At 72.5% G+C, this 16,391-nt stretch carries 13 protein-coding genes; 8 read left to right on the forward strand and 5 right to left on the reverse strand.

Annotation, left to right across the window (positions count from 1 at the left end; all coding sequences use genetic code 11):
- Window positions 1-55: 55 nt before the first annotated feature.
- Window positions 56-784: a hypothetical protein gene (locus ACFVGS_RS14750; protein WP_384419609.1), complete on the forward strand. Its 729-nt coding sequence runs from the start codon at window positions 56-58 to the stop codon at window positions 782-784.
- Here ACFVGS_RS14750 and ACFVGS_RS14755 read toward each other — a convergent pair.
- Window positions 738-2,039 carry a cytochrome P450 gene (locus ACFVGS_RS14755; protein WP_384419606.1) on the reverse strand — a complete coding sequence of 434 codons (1,302 nt, stop codon included), beginning with the start codon at window positions 2,037-2,039 and terminating at the stop codon, window positions 738-740. The genes ACFVGS_RS14750 and ACFVGS_RS14755 overlap by 47 nt on opposite strands.
- A 158-nt stretch (window positions 2,040-2,197) precedes the next feature.
- Between ACFVGS_RS14755 and ACFVGS_RS14760 the strand changes: the two genes are divergently transcribed.
- The 3 genes from ACFVGS_RS14760 to ACFVGS_RS14770 all read left to right on the forward strand — a co-directional run bounded on the left by ACFVGS_RS14760 (window position 2,198) and on the right by ACFVGS_RS14770 (window position 6,362).
- The gene (locus tag ACFVGS_RS14760) at window positions 2,198-3,388 is read left to right on the forward strand and encodes a hypothetical protein (protein ID WP_385692647.1); all 1,191 of its coding nucleotides are present in this window, start codon (window positions 2,198-2,200) and stop codon (window positions 3,386-3,388) included.
- Window positions 3,389-3,498: 110 nt separating this feature from the next.
- Window positions 3,499-4,674 carry an Ig-like domain-containing protein gene (locus ACFVGS_RS14765; RefSeq protein ID WP_385692648.1) on the forward strand — a complete coding sequence of 392 codons (1,176 nt, stop codon included), beginning with the start codon at window positions 3,499-3,501 and terminating at the stop codon, window positions 4,672-4,674.
- A gap of 125 nt (window positions 4,675-4,799) precedes the next feature.
- Window positions 4,800-6,362: an alpha/beta fold hydrolase gene (locus ACFVGS_RS14770; protein WP_385692649.1), complete on the forward strand. Its 1,563-nt coding sequence runs from the start codon at window positions 4,800-4,802 to the stop codon at window positions 6,360-6,362.
- A gap of 49 nt (window positions 6,363-6,411) precedes the next feature.
- Here the strand turns inward: ACFVGS_RS14770 and ACFVGS_RS14775 are convergent, their stop codons facing one another.
- The 4 genes from ACFVGS_RS14775 to ACFVGS_RS14790 form a co-directional block, all read right to left on the reverse strand.
- Window positions 6,412-6,849 (reverse strand): DUF6278 family protein, encoded by a 438-nt coding sequence (locus ACFVGS_RS14775; protein WP_384419593.1) that lies wholly within the window; start codon window positions 6,847-6,849, stop codon window positions 6,412-6,414.
- A 97-nt stretch (window positions 6,850-6,946) separates the two neighbouring features.
- The gene (locus tag ACFVGS_RS14780; protein WP_384419590.1) at window positions 6,947-7,726 is read right to left on the reverse strand and encodes an exodeoxyribonuclease III; all 780 of its coding nucleotides are present in this window, start codon (window positions 7,724-7,726) and stop codon (window positions 6,947-6,949) included.
- Window positions 7,727-7,781: 55 nt separating this feature from the next.
- The gene (locus tag ACFVGS_RS14785) at window positions 7,782-8,414 is read right to left on the reverse strand and encodes an MBL fold metallo-hydrolase (RefSeq protein WP_385692650.1); all 633 of its coding nucleotides are present in this window, start codon (window positions 8,412-8,414) and stop codon (window positions 7,782-7,784) included.
- Between the two features lie 47 nt (window positions 8,415-8,461).
- A complete protein-coding gene (locus ACFVGS_RS14790; RefSeq protein WP_385692651.1) occupies window positions 8,462-9,727 on the reverse strand; it encodes an alpha/beta fold hydrolase in 1,266 nt (421 codons plus the stop codon).
- 363 nt (window positions 9,728-10,090) lie between these two features.
- On the opposite strand from ACFVGS_RS14790, the gene ACFVGS_RS14795 reads away from it, so the two are divergent.
- The 4 genes from ACFVGS_RS14795 to ACFVGS_RS14810 form a co-directional block, all read left to right on the forward strand.
- Window positions 10,091-10,759, forward strand: coding sequence for a class I SAM-dependent DNA methyltransferase (locus ACFVGS_RS14795; RefSeq protein ID WP_385692652.1), 669 nt, complete (start codon window positions 10,091-10,093; stop codon window positions 10,757-10,759).
- Window positions 10,760-11,046: 287 nt separating this feature from the next.
- Window positions 11,047-11,670, forward strand: a complete 624-nt coding sequence (locus ACFVGS_RS14800; protein WP_385692653.1) for an RNA polymerase sigma factor — start codon at window positions 11,047-11,049, stop codon at window positions 11,668-11,670.
- The gene (locus ACFVGS_RS14805; RefSeq protein ID WP_384419577.1) at window positions 11,667-12,038 is read left to right on the forward strand and encodes a hypothetical protein; all 372 of its coding nucleotides are present in this window, start codon (window positions 11,667-11,669) and stop codon (window positions 12,036-12,038) included. The genes ACFVGS_RS14800 and ACFVGS_RS14805 overlap by 4 nt, the downstream gene beginning before the upstream one ends.
- 282 nt (window positions 12,039-12,320) lie before the next feature.
- Window positions 12,321-16,391, forward strand: a 4,071-nt coding sequence (locus tag ACFVGS_RS14810) for a type I polyketide synthase (protein ID WP_385692654.1), incomplete at its 3' end; no start/stop codon positions are given.

Consider the following 16,391-nt stretch of genomic DNA (forward strand, 5'->3'; position numbering starts at 1 on the left):
CCCGTCAGGACCGCCACTCGAACAGCCGACCGGTCGCCCAGTAGCATGCGCGCCCATGAACGAAGACCTGCGCAACGTCGTCCTGGGCGTGCTCGCCACCGGGGTCAGCGGTTCCCTCGGCTGGCTGGCCCGCACCTATCTGTGGCGGCGGAGACTCCGGAAGAAGCAGGCTTTCTTCGGGCTGCCCAGCCACTCCGAGTGCCTGCTCGTGGTGCACCGGGAGGCCGGGAGCGACAGTGCGGTGCACCGCTTCGACGTGTCGGCGCTGCTCGAACTCTCCGCGCTCGTGAAGGACTGCGGGGCGCACGCGCAGATCGTCCAGCACGATCTCGCCCAGCAGGGCTTCGGCGACCGCACGGAGTTCTGCGTCGGCGGGCCGGGTTCGAATCGGCGGATGGGCGCCCACCTGGGAAGTCTGCTGCCGGGGCTGCAGATGAGCACGGCCCGGGAACCGGCCGAGGAGCGGGGCGCGATACGGATCGGCGAGGACGTGTATCGCATGGAGCCGGGCGTCGTCGAGTACGTGCTGCTCGCGCGGCTGACGGCCGGCGAGGGCGGGCGCCCGGTCTTCCTGTTCTGCGGGCAGCGGGCCATCAACAACCAGGCGGCGACCCGCTACCTGGCCCGGCATCACGCGCGCCTCGCGCGTCGCTACCGGAACGGCTCCTTTGTCCTGCTCCTGAAGGTCGTCAACTCCCAGGCGTACGGCCCCGATGTGGTCGAGCTCGTCGCCGACGTCACCCGCGAGGCGCGCACGGCTCCAGCCGCAGCGGCAGCGACTTGATCCCGTTGATGAAGTTGGAGACGAGCCGCCGGGGCGGCCCGGCGGGTGCGAGGCCCGGCAGCACCGCGCGCGCCTCCTCGTAGAGGACCTTCAGCTGGAGCCGGGCGAAGTGCGCGCCGAGGCAGACGTGCGGGCCGTCGCCGAAGGAGACGTGCGGGTTGGGGGTGCGGGCGAGGTCGAGCCGTCGGGGGTCGGCGAAGGCCCGCTCGTCGTGGTTGGCGGAGGCGTGGAAGACGACGACCTTGTCGCCGGCGGCGATCGGCACCCCGGCCAGCTCGGTGGCGCGGGTGGCGGTGCGGCGGAAGGAGAGGACGGGCGGGTGCCAGCGGAGGAGTTCGTCGACGGCGGTGTCCGTGTCGACGTCTCCGGTCCACAACCGCCGCTGCTGGTCGGGGTGTTCGGCGAGGGCGAGCAGTCCGCCGGGGGCGGCGGCGCGCACGGTGTCGTTGCCGGCGACGGTCAGCAGGAAGAAGAACATCTCCAGTTCGGCGTCCTGGAGTTCGGTCTCGGCGAGGGCGGTCATGATGTCGTCGGCGGGATGCGCCTTCTTGTGGACGGCGAGTTCCCGCGCGTAGCCGAACATCTCGGCGAGCATGGCGGGTGAGCGCGGGTTGACCGGTCGGCCGTCGGCGTCGAGGACCGGCGGTTCGTCGGGGTCCTGGTAGGCGATGACCCGCTCGGTCCAGGTGTGCAGCAGCCCGCGGTCGGCGGCCGGCACGCCGAGGATGTCGGTGAGGTTGAGCAGCGCGTAGTCGTCGGTGACGGCCTTCACGAGGTCGATCTCGTCGCCCGACTCCCTTGCCGAGGTGAGGAGTTCGCGAGCCCGGGCGCGTGCGGTGGCGGCGAACCGGTCGATCCTGCGAGGTGTGAAGGCGCGGCTGACGAGCCGGCGCAGCCGCCCGTGGTGATGGAGGTCTCCCCTGCTCGAACGAAGTCGAGAGCTTGGGGAAGGGTCCTGGTTGAGCATCATCCGCCGGATGAACGGCAGGTCGGCCGGGTCGGGATCGCGGATCTGCGTGGCCCCGAGGTACGAGGAGAACCCCTCGGCGTCCTTGAGCACCCGGACGACGTCGGCGTGCCGCGTCACGGCCCAGAACCCGGGCCCCGCGGGCCAGCCGAGGACCTCGTACTCCTCCTGGCGGGCGACCGGGTGGTGGTCGCGCAGGGCGCGGAAGCGGTCGTGCGGGATCCCGGCGGCGTAGATCCGCGGGTCGAAGACGTCGGGGACGGCCCCGGGTGCGCCGCTGTTGCCCACCGGCCCTCCCCTCGGAGTGAAGACGTCACCATCATGACAGGTCAGAGCCGTTTTTCGTAGGACGGAACGCACAGTTCGGGAGCCTTGTCCGGGCTGTCCTCCGACTCCCAGAATCTCCCCTCGTGCATCACGCGGAGAACACGGTGAACAGGGGGAACATGACGGACACGGGGAACTCCGGGAAGACCGACCAGAACGCGGTGCTGAGGGCGCGGGTGCTGCTGCTGGGGTCCGGCGAGCCGAGCCTGTGGGCACGGATCGGGGCGTACCGGGTGCTGGCACAGGTGAGTCCGAAGGCCTATCTGCCGAAGCTGGTGGACGCGCTGGTGGAGCGTGGCCACGAGCTGCGGGATCCGGAGGTGCGGGTGCGGCTCTTCGCCGAGGCGGCGGAGGCGGCGCGGCGGATCGAGGCCGGTGTGCCCGGCCGGACGGAGCGGCTCCGCCACGCCCTGAACGCCCATCAGGGGGTGCTCTTCGCGCTCGGCAGGCGGGCCGAGGGGCGCGCGGTCTGCGAGGAGCTGGCGGCGGCCGGGTGGAGCGGCCGACTGGCCCTGGTCCTGGCCGAGGAGGGGCGGTTCCGTGAGGCCGCGGAGCTCAACGAGCGGTCCGTACGGGACGGGAACGGGGAGCACACCTTCTGGAGCAGGGTCGAGTGGACGGCGAACCTGGAGGCGGCCGGGATGCGGGAGGAGGCGCTGAAGGTCTTCGGGGAGCTGGTGGACGACGGCCGGCGCAAGGCGGCGGAGCAGCGCACCGCGCTGGCCGTCCTCACGTGGGAACTGGTCCATCAGTCGCGCATGTTCGACGCGGCCGGACGACGGGCGGAAGCCGTGGCCGCGCGGCGGGAGGCGCTGGGCGTGCTGGAGGAGCTGGCGGCGACGGGCGAGCCGAGGACCTGGAGCTGCCTCCTCTCCTGGTGGGCCACGCTGTTCGTCCTGTCGGGACGGGACGCGGAGCCGGCCGCGGGGCCGGGGGCGCCGATGCCGCCGTTCGGTACGGGCGAGGGCTGGTCGGCCGACGCGAGGGCGGCGTACACCGGCGACCTGCCGCGGCTCGAGGAGGAGGCGGCGCTGCTGCGCGCGGACGGCCGGCTTGCCGAGCTGGTGGACGTCCAGCGCCGGATCACCCTGCGCGCGGTGAGCCGGGACGGGCACAGCCCGTACCGGTTCGAGGAGCGGATGCGGCCCTTCCTCGACGAGGGCGTGGCGCTCGCCCGCCGGCTGCCCGACGACCCGGGGCGCCTCGCCCGGGCGCTGACCGACCGTGCGGCGTACTTCGCCGCGGCGCGGACGTTCGGGCCCGCGCACGCGGACTTCGCCGAGGCCGTCGCCCTCCTCGACCGTCCGTGACGTCGCCCATCTCACATCCGACATCACAGGAATAGGGCACATGTACGGAACCGTCTCCGGCCGTCCGGACTCTCTCCTCCCGTAAGAGATCACCACCGGAGGTCGTTTCCGTGAGCCGTATATCCGTGCCCGCCGCCCTGTTCGTCACCACCGCACTCGCCGTCACCCTCGGCGGGTGCGGTGGCGGCAGTGGAGGCTCGGGCGGGGCCGGAGGGGCGGCGCAGGAGGCGCCGCGGACGCGGGTCTCGGTGAACCTGACCGGCGAGCGGGCGAAGGCCGGCGCGCCGGTGGTGGTGACGCTCGCCGAGGGTCCGAGGCTCCAGCAGGTGACCGTGACGGACGACAAGGGCGGGAACCTGGCCGGCGAGGTCGGCGCCGACGGGAAGACGTGGACCTCGCTGCGACCGGCCGCGCCGGGGACCTCGTACGCCGTGGAGGTGCGGGACACGGACGGCGGCGGCGCGAAGGCGTCGTTCGCCACCGCCGAGCCGGAGCGGGTGAACAAGCTGACCCTGGCGCCCGGCAGGAACGCCACGGTCGGCGTCGGCCAGCCGCTGTCGATCGTCTTCGACCACCCGGTGAAGAACAGGGCCGCCGTGGAGCGGCAGTTGAAGGTGACCACCTCGAACGGCACCGAGGGCTCCTGGGGCTGGATGCAGGACTGGTCGGGCAAGGACCGGGTGGACTGGCGGCCGAAGGAGTACTGGAAGGCGGGCACCAAGGTGACGCTGAAGGCCGAGCTCAACGGCATCGACTCCGGGGGCGCCGGCGGCTGGTTCGTGCGCGACTACACGACGGGCTTCACCGTCGGGAGGAACCAGCTCGTCACGGTCGACCTGGACACCCACCGGCTGAAGCTGCTGCGGGACGGGCAGGTCGTGCAGGACGTGCCCATGTCGGCCGGGACGCCCGGCGGCGAGAAGGCCTCGTGGCGCGGGAAGACGGTGCTGATGGCGAAGGAGGGCACGATCAACATGCGCTCCGAGACCGTCGGGCTCGGCGACGCCTACGACAAGATGGTCGACCACTCGATGCGGCTGACCTGGTCGGGCATGTACGCGCACGCGGCGCCGTGGAACGCGGCCTACTTCGGCAACGCCAACAGGAGCTCGGGCTGCATCGGGATGAGCGACGCGAACGCGAAGGCGGTGTACGACGCGGTGCAGGTGGGCGACCCGTTCGAGATCACGGGCTCCGACGCCAAGGGCACGCAGGCGCTGAACAACGGCTACGGCGAGTGGAACCTGTCCTGGGCCGACTGGCAGGCGAAGAGCGCCCTGCGCTGACGGCTCCGTTCCACCAATCGTTACCCTTGCGTAACTTACTGAGCGGTTACCCCGGGTAAGCCGTCGCGGTTACCGTCGGGTCACTTTCACTGCCCCCCATTCAGTGAACCAGTGAGGAGTGACCCGTGCGCACAGCGCTGACCTTGGCCGTCTCGGCCGCCCTCGTCGCCGGCACGACCCTCGGGCTCGCCCCCGCCGCCGGCGCGGCCACGGCCGCCGAGTCCGGCGGCACCCTGCGCTTCGTCGACATCGCGGGCGACGGCGGCACCGTCCTCAAGGCCAACGTCGCCACCCCGGCCGGCGCCGACGGCTCCACCCGCTACCCGGTCATCGTGCTCCCGACCAGCTGGGGCATGCCCCAGGTCGAGTACCTGGCCCAGGCCCAGAAGCTCGCCGACTCCGGCTACGTCGTGGTGAGTTACAACTCGCGCGGCTTCTGGCAGTCCGGCGGGGAGATCGAGACCGCCGGACCGAAGGACATCGCGGACGCGTCCCTCGTCATCGACTGGGCCCTGGCCCACACGCCCGCCGATCCCGCCAAGGTCGGCATGGCCGGCGTCTCGTACGGCGCGGGCATCAGCCTGCTCACCGCCGCCCATGACAAGCGGGTCAGGGCCGTGGCCGCGCTCAGCGGCTGGGCCGACCTCATCGACTCCATCTACAGCGGCCGCACCCAGCACCTCCAGGCCGCCGCCCTGCTCGGCGGCGCCGGGTACCTCACCGGCCGGCCCGGCCCCGAACTCCGGCAGGTCCTGGGCGACTTCCTCACGTCCGACCTGGACAAGGAGGACGAGATGATCGCCTGGGGCCGCAAGCGGTCCGCGGCCACGTACCTCGACGCGATCAACGCCAACCGGCCCGCGGTCATGCTGGGCAACGCCTGGGGCGACACGATCTTCCCGCCCAACCAGTTCGCGAGCTTCTACGAGAAGCTGAGCGGCCCCAAGCGGCTGGAGTTCCGCCCCGGCGACCACGCCACCGCGGAGGCCACCGGACTGCTCGGACTGCCCAACGACACCTGGACCAGCGCCCACCGCTGGTTCGACCACCACCTCAAGGGCGTGGACAACGGCGTCGACCGCGAGCAGCCGGTCCGGCTCAAGCCGCGCTCCGACGCCGGCTACGAGGGCTACCCGGACTGGAAGTCCGTCGACGCCGACCGGCGGAAGTTCGCGCTCACCGACTCCGAGCACGTCTGGGCGAACATCGACTCCGGCGCCAACGGCGGTGTCGTGATGCTCTCCAACCTCCTGGACCAGTTCTTCCAGGCCCCGCCGACCGCCTCGATCCCGCTGCTCCCCCGGGCCTTCGCCGCCGTGTGGCAGACCGGGCGGTACGACACCGCGCAGCGGGTGCGCGGCACCACGCGGCTGCACACCACGGTCACCCCGACCGCCGGGAGCGGCACCTTCGTCGCGTACCTGTACGACGTGGGCCCGCTCGGCATCGGCAAGCTGGTCACCCACGCCCCGTACACCTTCCACGACAAGAAGCCGGGACAGCCGTTCGCCGTCGACCTGGACCTGTTCTCCACGGCCTACGACGTGCCGGCCGGTCACCGGCTCGCGCTGGTCGTCGACACCGTCGACCCGCTGTACATCGAGCACAACCCGACCGGCGCGCAGCTGACCTTCTCCTCACCGGCGGCCGATCCGAGCTACGTGTCGGTGCCGGTGCGGGCGGAGTGATCACCGGCTGCAGCCGGGCGGGCAGGGCTCGTGCGGGGCGCCCGGAGGCTCAGAACTCGGCGGACTCCGCGTAGACCTGGAAGAGTTCGGGCGCACCGGTGGCGGCCCAGTCGAGCCCGGCCGCCACCACGTTGATCTCGCGGCCGGAGGCCAGCAGCACCACCGGCTGGCCGTCCGGCCGCAGCCGCCATCCGGCGCCCGGCACGGTCCGTACGATCACGGTGCCGAGATAGAGGCCCGCGTCGTTCCCGACCCAGGGCAGTTCCTCCGGATCTTCCCGCCAGCGTGGCGGAAGCTGGTCGAGCGCCGCGAGCGAGCGGGGCGTGTCGTCGAGCGTCACTCCCGCCTCCTGGGCACGGGCGCGCAGCAGCTCGCACTCGGCGAGCAGCTCGGCGGCGCCCTCCGGGTCCCGGTCGAAGACCGAGACCAGAGGGGACCGTTCCGCTTCATGCTTCTTGCGCCAGTTGTCCAGGAAAGGAATGTTCATCCGAACAGCGTCCCATTCCACCCCTGGAGGGCACCACCCGGCGCGCGGAGATCACCGGGCCACCACCGGACGTCCACGTCTCCGGACGTCCAGGTCTCTAGACGTCGAGGTCGACGACCACCGGGGCGTGGTCGGAGGCGCCCTTGCCCTTGCGCTCCTCGCGGTCCACGTAGCTGTCCTTGACCGCGTCCGCGAAGGGCTTGTTGCCGTAGACCAGGTCGATGCGCATGCCCTTGTTCTTCGGGAAGCAGAGCTGGCGGTAGTCCCAGTACGTGTACGGGTGGTCGTACTTCAGCGGGCGCGGCACCACGTCGACGAGGCCGGCCTCGCGCAGCCCGGCGAGCGCCGCCCGCTCCGGCTCGGTGACGTGGGTGGCGCCCTCGAACAGGGAGATGTCCCAGACGTCCTCGTCGGTGGGCGCGATGTTGAAGTCGCCGAGCACGGCGAAGGGCCGGCCGCCCGCCGCGTCCTCGGCGACGGCGGCCTTCAGGGCCTCCAGCCAGCGCAGCTTGTACGCGTAGTGGTCGTGCGCCACCTCCCGGCCGTTCGGCACGTACACCGACCAGAGACGGACGGGGCCGCAGGTCGCCGAAATGGCCCGCGGCTCCTGCACGGTCTCGTAGTCGGGGCCGCCGGGCAGCCCGGTGACGACGTCCTCCAGGCCGACCCGGGAGACCAGGGCGACCCCGTTCCACCGGCCGGTGGCGTTGACCACCGACTCGTACCCCAGCTCGCGCAGCTCGTCGGCGGGGAACTGCTCGACGGTGCACTTGGTCTCCTGGATGCACAGCACGTCGGTGCCGGTGCTCTCCAGCCAGGCCAGGAGGCGGGGCAGCCGGGCCGTGATCGAATTGACGTTCCAGGTGGCGATGCGCATGTGCGCAAGCCTAACGGCGGGGTGTGACAGTCGGCGGTCCGCGGCGCGGGACCGGTCAGAGCTCGGCCGAGTCGCCCGGGGTGAGCCTGCGGTGGTCGGTGCCGGCGAGGGCGCCGATCTGGCGGTCGTAGATCGGCCGGGCCAGGTCGGTGAGGAGCGCGTCGTGGATGTCGTACGCGCGGACCGGCCTGACCTCCCGTACGTAGTCGATCACTTCGGAGATCTTGTTCCACGGCGCCATGACCGGCAGGAACAGGGTCTCCACCGGGCGGTCGGGGACGGTGAGGGCGTCGCCCGGGTGGAACACGGCCCCGTCGATCATGAAGCCGACGTTGGTGATCCGCGGGATGTCCGGGTGGATCACCGCGTGCAGTTCGCCGTGCACCTGTACGTCGAAGCCGGCGGCGGAGAACGCGTCGCCGTCGCCGACGGTGTGGACGCGGCCGGGGAACGCCACCGTGAGCTGCTCGGCGACGCTCCGCAGCGTCCACACCTCGGCGGCCGGGTCGGCCTCGAGGGCCGCGCGCAGCCGTCCCTCGTCGAAGTGGTCCGGATGCTCGTGGGTGACGAGGAGGACGTCCGCGCCGAGCGCGGCGTCCTCCTCGGTGAACATCCCGGGGTCGATGACGAGCGTCCGGCCGTCCTTCTCCAGGCGGACGCAGGCATGGGTGTTCTTCGTCAGCTTCACGGCCGCAGCCTAGGGGCAGGCCGTGGGCTCTGCCGCTCTTGAGCGACCTAGGCCGGCGGTGTCGTGTCCTCCTCGATCACGTGGCGGACGACCCGCAGGGCGCTCTCGGCCGCGGGCAGGCCGCAGTAGACGGCGGTCTGGAGGAGGATCTCGCGCAGCTCGGCCGGGGCGAGGCCGTTGCGGAGCGCGGCCCGGGTGTGGTCGGCGAGGGCGTCGTGGTGGCCGCCGGCGACGAGTGCCGCGACGGTGACGGCGCTGCGGGTGCGGCGGTCCAGGCCCTCGCGGCTCCACACCTCGCCCCACGCGAAGCGGGTGACCAGGTGCTGGAAGTCCTCGCCGAACGGATCGGCCAGGGCCTCGTCGACGTGGGCGTCGCCGAGGATCTCCCTGCGCAGCCTGAGGCCGCTCTCGTACGGGTCGGGGCGGGGCTCCTCGTCCTCGTCCGGCGCCGCCGGGGCGGTCTCGGCCGCCGGGACGACGGGGACGGGGACCGGTGGCGTGCCGGGCGGCGCCAGGGCGACGCCGGGCGTGTCCTGGGCGAGCGGCGCGAAGTGGCCGGTGAGCAGCTCCGTGACGGCGGCGGGCTGCTCGACGGGCGCCAGGTGGGAGGCGCCGGGGACGACGGCGAGGCGGGCGTCGGGGATGCCGGCGACGAGGGTGCGGGCCTCGGCGGGCCCGGTGATCCGGTCGTCGGCGCCGACCAGGACCAGGGCGGGCACGCCGATCCGGTCCAGGGCCTCGCGGACGTCGAAGACGGCGAGCGCCTCGCAGGCGGCGATGTAGCAGCCCGGGTCGGTGGTGCGGACCATCTGCACGGCCCAGTCGACGATGGCGGGCTGGGCAGCGGCGAAGGCGGGCGTGAACCACTGCTCGGGCGCGGTACGGGCCATGGGTTCGAGGCCGTTGGTGCGGACGAGCACGCCGCGCTGCCGGAACTCGTCGGCGCTGCCGAAGCGGGGCGAGGTGGCGACGAGGGCCAGGGACGCGACCCGCTGCGGCGCGCGCAGCGCGAGGTCGAGGCCGACGGCGCCGCCGAGGGAGCAGCCGGCGTAGCAGAAGCGCTGGACGCCGAGCTCGTCGAGGGTGGCCAGCAGCCGGTCGCCGAGCTCGGCGACGGAGCCGGCCGGCTGCACGGGCGCGCCGCCGTGTCCGGGCAGGTCGAAGCGGACGACCCGCCAGGCGCGGGTGAGCTCGGGTATCTGCCGGTCCCACATGTGCCAGGTGGTGCCGAGCGAAGGTCCCAGGACCAGGACCGGGGCGTCGTCTCGACCGTCTACGCGGTATTGGAGGGTGTTCGTCGGTGTCTCACTCACCCGCCCGACCCTCTCATCTCCGGCGTTCCGTCACGTCGCCGGGTCGGACCAGGGTCCTCGCCCGCGGCCGGAGCGCCGTGGGAGAGGCGCGGTGGGAAAGGTGCGGCGGGACGAGCGCCGCGGGAAGGCGCGGATGTCGCTGGGCGGGCGCGGATCGTTGCGCGGGGCTCGACGCCCTGGCCGCGGTCGGGTCGGGCGAAGCCGGCGCATGCGCTGCCCCGTGTCCGGGCCGGCGTCGGCCGGAGGGCCCGGTCACGGCGGCGGCTCAACCAGGCGCGCTCAGCGCGGAGATGGGAGCCGTCGGCGTCGGCCGGCGTCGCGTGGTCCAGGGCTGCGCGCGGCGCGCCGCCCTATTCTTGCCCGATGCGCGCTCACCGAATCGACCGGCCCGCCGATCTCGACGTCGTACGCGAGTCCTACGACCGCGTGGCCGACAACTACGCCGACATGGTCCTGACGACGGGGATCGGCGACATCCGCCGCCACCCCTGGCTCAAAGCGTCGATCGACGCCTTCGCCGACAGCGTGGGCGGACTCGGACCCGTCCTCGACGTCGGCTGCGGACCCGGCACGGTGACCGCCTACCTCGACGAACGCGGGCTCGACGTCTCCGGGGTCGACCTCTCCCCCCGCATGATCGAGAACGCCCGCCGGCTGCATCCGCGGTGCCGCTTCTCCGTCGCCTCCGCCACCGATCTCGGGCTCGGGGAGGAGTCCCTCGGCGGCGTGCTCGGCTGGTGGTCCCTGTTCAACCTCCCCCGAGACGTCCTTCCCCAGGTACTGGCCTCGTTCGCCCGCGCGTTGAAGCCGGGCGGGCACTTCATCACCGCGACCCACGTCGGCGACGGGGACGTGCTGCGCACCGAGGCCTACGGAGGCGTACCCGTCCGCTGGACGACGCACAGATGGCAGCCGGAACGGCTCGTGGACCTGATCGAGCGGGCCGGGCTGCGCACGGTCGCCGAACTCCGGCTCCCGGCGGACGAGCACACCGGGCCGGGCGTGGTGGTGACGGCCCGGAAGGCGGGCTGACCGTCCTGCCGTCGGCAGGTGTCCGCGGCCTCGCGGAGCGGTCGTCCTGAGGTCCGGAAAAAAATCTTCGCCCGGGGCGAATCCTTTCCGGACCTCCCCTCCTCCTATGTGTGTACCGGCCGAACGGGCCGGCCGAACCGGGAGGAAACACCAATGATCACTGCGCTCATCGTCGTCGGAGTCCTGGCTGTGGGCGCTTGCAGCTGGCACCTGCTGCGCCGCTTCAAGAAGAGCCGCGTCTGACCCGCGCCCTGCGCGCGGGGCGCCTTCCGGGTATGAGTTAGCACATGAATCCACGCTTCCGATGGCCGGACGATCGCTTGATCAAGGCCGCGCAGGACGGTGACGTCTCGTCGCTCACCACCGTCGTCATGGAGTCGCAGCCTCATGTGCGCAAGTTCGCCATCTCGCTGTGCGCCTCGCCGCAGGACGCGGAGGACGCGGCACAGGAGGCGTTGATCATCCTCTACAGGAAGATCGGCACCTTGCGGGCCACCGGCGCGCTTGCCTCATGGATGTTCCGGATCGTGCGCAACGAATGCCTCCGGCAGGTACGGCTGCTCGTCTCGCGGAGCGACGAGACGTCGGCCGAGCCGGAGGTCTGCGCGGAACCGTCGGCCGAGGACGCGGTGCTGCACCGGCTGGAGGTGGAGCGGATCGCCGCCGCGGTCAGCGCCCTTCCGCGTGACCAGCGGCAGGTCCTGATCATGCGTGACATCCAGGGCCTGCCCGGCAGGACCGTCGCGGACGCGCTCGGTCTGAGCACCGCCGCGATGAAGTCGCGGCTGCACCGGGCCCGCGCGACCCTGCGCCAGTCACTCACCGCGACCGAACCACCACTCGACCAAGCCGCCGGTCAGGCGTCGGACGACGCCGTCGGCCCACACGTCGGAGGAGATCCACGACCGTGAACACCGTGAAGACCGCTCCCACACAGCTCCAGGTCCCCGCGACCGCGAAGCCCGCGGCGCCGAACTTCGCCAGCAAGTCCGTCCCGCGCCACCTGGCGCGCGGCGTCATCGGCTTCGGGCTGATCATCGGCTCGATCGCCATGGTGCCGGTCGCCGGCCCGGCCGTCCTGCTGGCGGCCCCGCTGTCCCTGATCGCCTTCAAGGGCTGCCCCACCTGCTGGATGGTCGGCCTCGCGCAGACCATCTCCCGCGGCCGCCTCGAGCGCCAGTGCGTCGACGGCGTCTGCACCATCACCAAGGCGCACCCGGCGGCGAAGGCCGCCGAGGGCCACTCCGCCGACACCAAGGTGCCGGCCGCCTCCCGGTGACCGGTCCACGGCCCGTGCCGTGGACCTCCGCCGGATAACACCCGTCCCGTCGGCATCCGTCCGGCGTGGGGACGCGCCGTTTACGCGTCGTTGACGGGATGGTTACGGGATACGCCGACACTCCCCCCGGCTGTCCGGAATGCCTATTTCCGCATGCCGACTGCATGCAGTGGCCATTGGTTTACGGAGCGCCGACTCGGTGCTAGGGTCCGAATTGAATCTGGCTGGACCGCCGAGTCGGCCGCGCCGTTCAACGTGCTTCACGGGGGGAGCAAGAACACCATGATCCGCCATGCCCGAATACCGGCGGCAGCACCAACACCCGAAGGTATCGACGACCGGACCGTTGCCGTCGTCGGACTCTCCTGTCGCTTTCCCGGCGGGGCGAACCCCGCCGAATTCTGGGATCTCCTCAAGAACGGCCGCGATGCCATAGCGGAAGCTCCCGCGGATCGCGCGCATCTCGCCACGTTACCCGACGGCTCGCCGCGCCCCGGCGGCTTTCTCCCGCGTGTCGACACCTTCGACGCCGAGTTCTTCGGCATTTCGCCGCGGGAGGCCGCCGCGACGGACCCGCAGCAGCGGCTCGTCCTCGAACTCGCCTGGGAGGCGCTGGAGGACGCCCGCATCGTGCCGGCCACGCTCGCCGGCACGAGCACCGGCGTCTTCGTCGGCGCGATCGCCGACGACTACGCGGCCCTGACCCACGCGGCCGGCCCCGGCGCCACCTCCGCGCACACCGTGACCGGCCTGCACCGCGGCATCATCGCCAACCGGGTCTCCTACGCGCTCAACCTCCAGGGTCCCAGCATGGTGGTGGACACCGCGCAGTCATCGGCCCTGGTCGCGGTGCATCTGGCCTGCGAGAGCCTGCGCCGCGGCGAGTCCGTCGTGGCACTGGCCGGCGGCGTCAACCTGAACCTCGCGCCGGAGAGCACCCACGCCCTGGAGGCCTTCGGCAGCCTCTCGCCCGACGGCCGATGTCACGCTCTCGACGCCCGTGCCAACGGGTACGTACGAGGCGAGGGCGGCGCCGTGGTGGCGCTGAAGCTCCTGCGTCAGGCCGTCGCCGACGGGGACCGGGTCCTCTGCCTCCTGCACGGCGGCGCCGTCGGCAGCGACGGCGCGAGCGACACCCTTCCCACGCCCAACGGAAAGGCGCAGGAACGCGTCATCCGCGAGGCCTGGGAAGACGCGCGAATTCCGCTGGAACAAGCCCAGTACGTCGAAATCCACGGATCGGGCACCCGCGTCGGCGATCCCATCGAAGCCTCTGCTCTGGGCGCCGTTTTCGCCTCGTCCCGCACTCCCGGCAATCCCCTCCGCCTCGGTTCCGTCAAGACGAACATCGGTCACCTCGAAGGCGCCTCCGGTATCGCGGGACTCGTCAAGACCATTCTCTGCCTCAAAGAGCGGGAACTCGTCCCGACCCTGAATTTCCGCACTCCCAATCCGCAGATTCCCTTTGACGATCTCCGGATCACCGCCCTCACCGAGAACAAGCCATGGCGGGATTCCGATGGGCCACTCGTCGCGGGAGTGACATCGGTCGGAATGGGCGGCACCAACTGCCATCTGGTACTCGGCGAGTGGAACGGAACCGCTGTTACCGCCGGGAACGATCAGGAATCCCCCGAGGAATCCGCCACCGGCGAATCCCTCGCCTGGGTGCTGTCCGGACGCGGCGAGAAGGCACTGCGCGCCCAGGCGGAGCGGCTGCGCGAGCACCTCGCCGCCCATGAGGACCTCGGCGCAGCCGAGGTCGCCCGCGCCCTCGCCCACGACCGCACCGCCTTCGCCCACCGGGCCGTTCTGGTCGGCTCCGACCGGAGCGAGCTGCTGACCGCCCTCGACGCGGTCGCCGACGGCAAGGTCACCCAGACCGCGGTCCAGGGCAGCAGCCACCGGACCACCCGTGAAGCGGTGTTCGTCTTCCCCGGCCAGGGCTCGCAGTGGGCCGGCATGGCCGCCGAACTCCTCGACACCGCCCCCGTCTTCACGAAGGTGATCGAGGACTGCGAGCGCGCGCTCCGCCCGTACCGGGACTGGTCGCTGACCGACGTGCTGCGCGGCCGGCCGGGCGCGCCCGCCCTCGACCGCGACGACGTCGTGCAGCCCGCGCTGTGGGCCGTCATGGTCGGTCTCGCCGCACTGTGGCGGGCGGCGGGTGTCGAACCCGCCGCGGTCGTCGGCCACTCGCAGGGCGAGATCGCCGCCGCCACCGTCAGCGGCGCGCTCACCCTGGACGACGCGGCCCGGCTCGTCGCCGTGCGGAGCGCCGCCCTCGGCGAACTGGCCGGACGCGGCGGCGGCATGCTCACCGTGTCGCTGCCCGCCGACCGGGTGCGCGCCGACCTCGCCGCGTACCCGCGGCTGAGCGTCGCCGCCGTCAACTCCCCCGGCATGACCGTGGTCGCCGGCGACGGAGACGCCCTGGACGCGTTCGCCGCGCAGTACGGCGAGGACGTCCGCACCCGGCGCGTCCCGGTCGCCTACGCCTCGCACAGCCCGCACGTCGACGCCGTACGCGACACGCTGCCGGCCGAGCTCGCCGGGATCGCGCCGCGCGCCGGAAGCGTGCCCCTGCACTCCACCGTGACCGGCACGGCACTGGACGGCTCCGAGCTCGACGTCGACTACTGGTTCCGCAACCTGCGGGAACCCGTGGGATTCGAACCCGCCGTACGGGCCCTGCTCGAAGCGGGGCACGAGCTGTTCATCGAGATGAGCCCGCACCCGGTGCTCGCGCTCGCCGTCCAGCAGACCGCCGAGGCCGCGGACCTGCCGGTGACCGCGCTCGGCACCCTGCGCCGCGAGGAGGGCGGCCCGCAGCGGCTGCTGCTCGCGTTCGGCGAGGCGTTCTGCCACGGCGCGGAGGTGGACTGGTCCGCCGTCCTGCCCGCCGGCACCGCGCGCGCCGAGCTCCCGACGTACGCCTTCCAGCGCCGCCGCCACTGGATCACCGGACAGCCCGGCGGCTCGCCGGCCCCGACCGCACCGGCCGCCGCTGCCCCGGCCCGCACCGTGGACGCCCCGGACGCGGCGGACGACGCGTACGGCGAGGAGGCCGAGGAGCACGGCTCGCTGACCGGACCGGCCGCCCTGGAACTCGTACGGGCGCACACCGCCGCCGTCCTCGGCTACGAATCCGCCGCCGAGATCGAACCGCGGCGGACGTTCAAGGAGCTGGGCATCGACTCGGCGACGGTCGTCGAGCTGCGCAACCGGCTCGTCGCCGCCACCGGGCGCAAGCTGCCCACCACGGTCGTATACGACCACCCCAGCCCCGCGCAGCTGGCCTCGCTGCTCGCCGACGCACGCGGCGACGAGGCCGCGCCCGAAGCCGGTCCCGATCAGGACGACCCGATCGTGATCGTCGGCATCGGCTGCCGCTTCCCGGGCGGGGTGGACTCGCCCGAGGCGCTGTGGCGGGTCGTCGCCGAACAGCGGGACATGATCTCCGGCTTCCCGACGGACCGCGGCTGGGACCTCGACGGCCTCTACCACCCGGATCCCGCCCACGTGGGCACCACCTACGTGCGCAACGGCGGCTTCCTGGACGGCGCCGCCGAGTTCGACGCCGAGCTGTTCGGGATCTCGCCGCGCGAGGCGCTGGCGATGGACCCGCAGCAGCGCGCCTTCCTCGAAGTGTCCTGGGAGGCCCTGGAGCGGGCCGGCATCGCCCCGGACTCCCTGCGTGGCACGCAGACCGGTGTGTTCGCCGGTGTCATGGCGCAGGAGTACGGTCCGCGGCTCGGCGAGGCGGGTGCCGGCGCCGCCGGTTTCGGCCTGACGGGTACGACGTCGAGCGTCGCCTCGGGCCGCGTGGCCTACACGCTGGGCCTCCAGGGCCCGGCCCTGACGGTCGACACCGCGTGCTCCTCCTCCCTGGTCGCCCTGCACCTGGCGGTCCGGGCACTGCGCTCCGGCGAGTGCTCGCTGGCCCTCGCCGGCGGTGTGACCGTCATGTCGACGCCGGGCATCTTCGTGGAGTTCTCGCGTCAGCGGGGGCTCGCCGAGGACGGCCGCTGCAAGTCGTTCTCGGCGGATGCCGACGGCACCGCCTGGGCCGAGGGTGTCGGCGTGCTCGTCGTGGAACGGCTGTCGGACGCACGCCGTCGCGGCCACCAGGTCCTCGCCATGGTCGCCGGCTCGGCCGTGAACCAGGACGGCGCCTCCAACGGCCTCACCGCCCCCAGCGGCCCCGCCCAGGAGCGCGTCATCCGCGCCGCCGTCGAAGACGCCGGCCTGACCTTCGCCGCCGTGGACGCCGTCGAGGCCCACGGCACGGGCACCGTCCTCGGCGACCCGATCGAGGCCCAGGCCCTCCTCGCCACCTACGGCAGCGACCGC

The sequence above is a fragment of the Streptomyces sp. NPDC127114 genome (assembly GCF_042677525.1).
Lineage (GTDB): Bacteria > Actinomycetota > Actinomycetes > Streptomycetales > Streptomycetaceae > Streptomyces.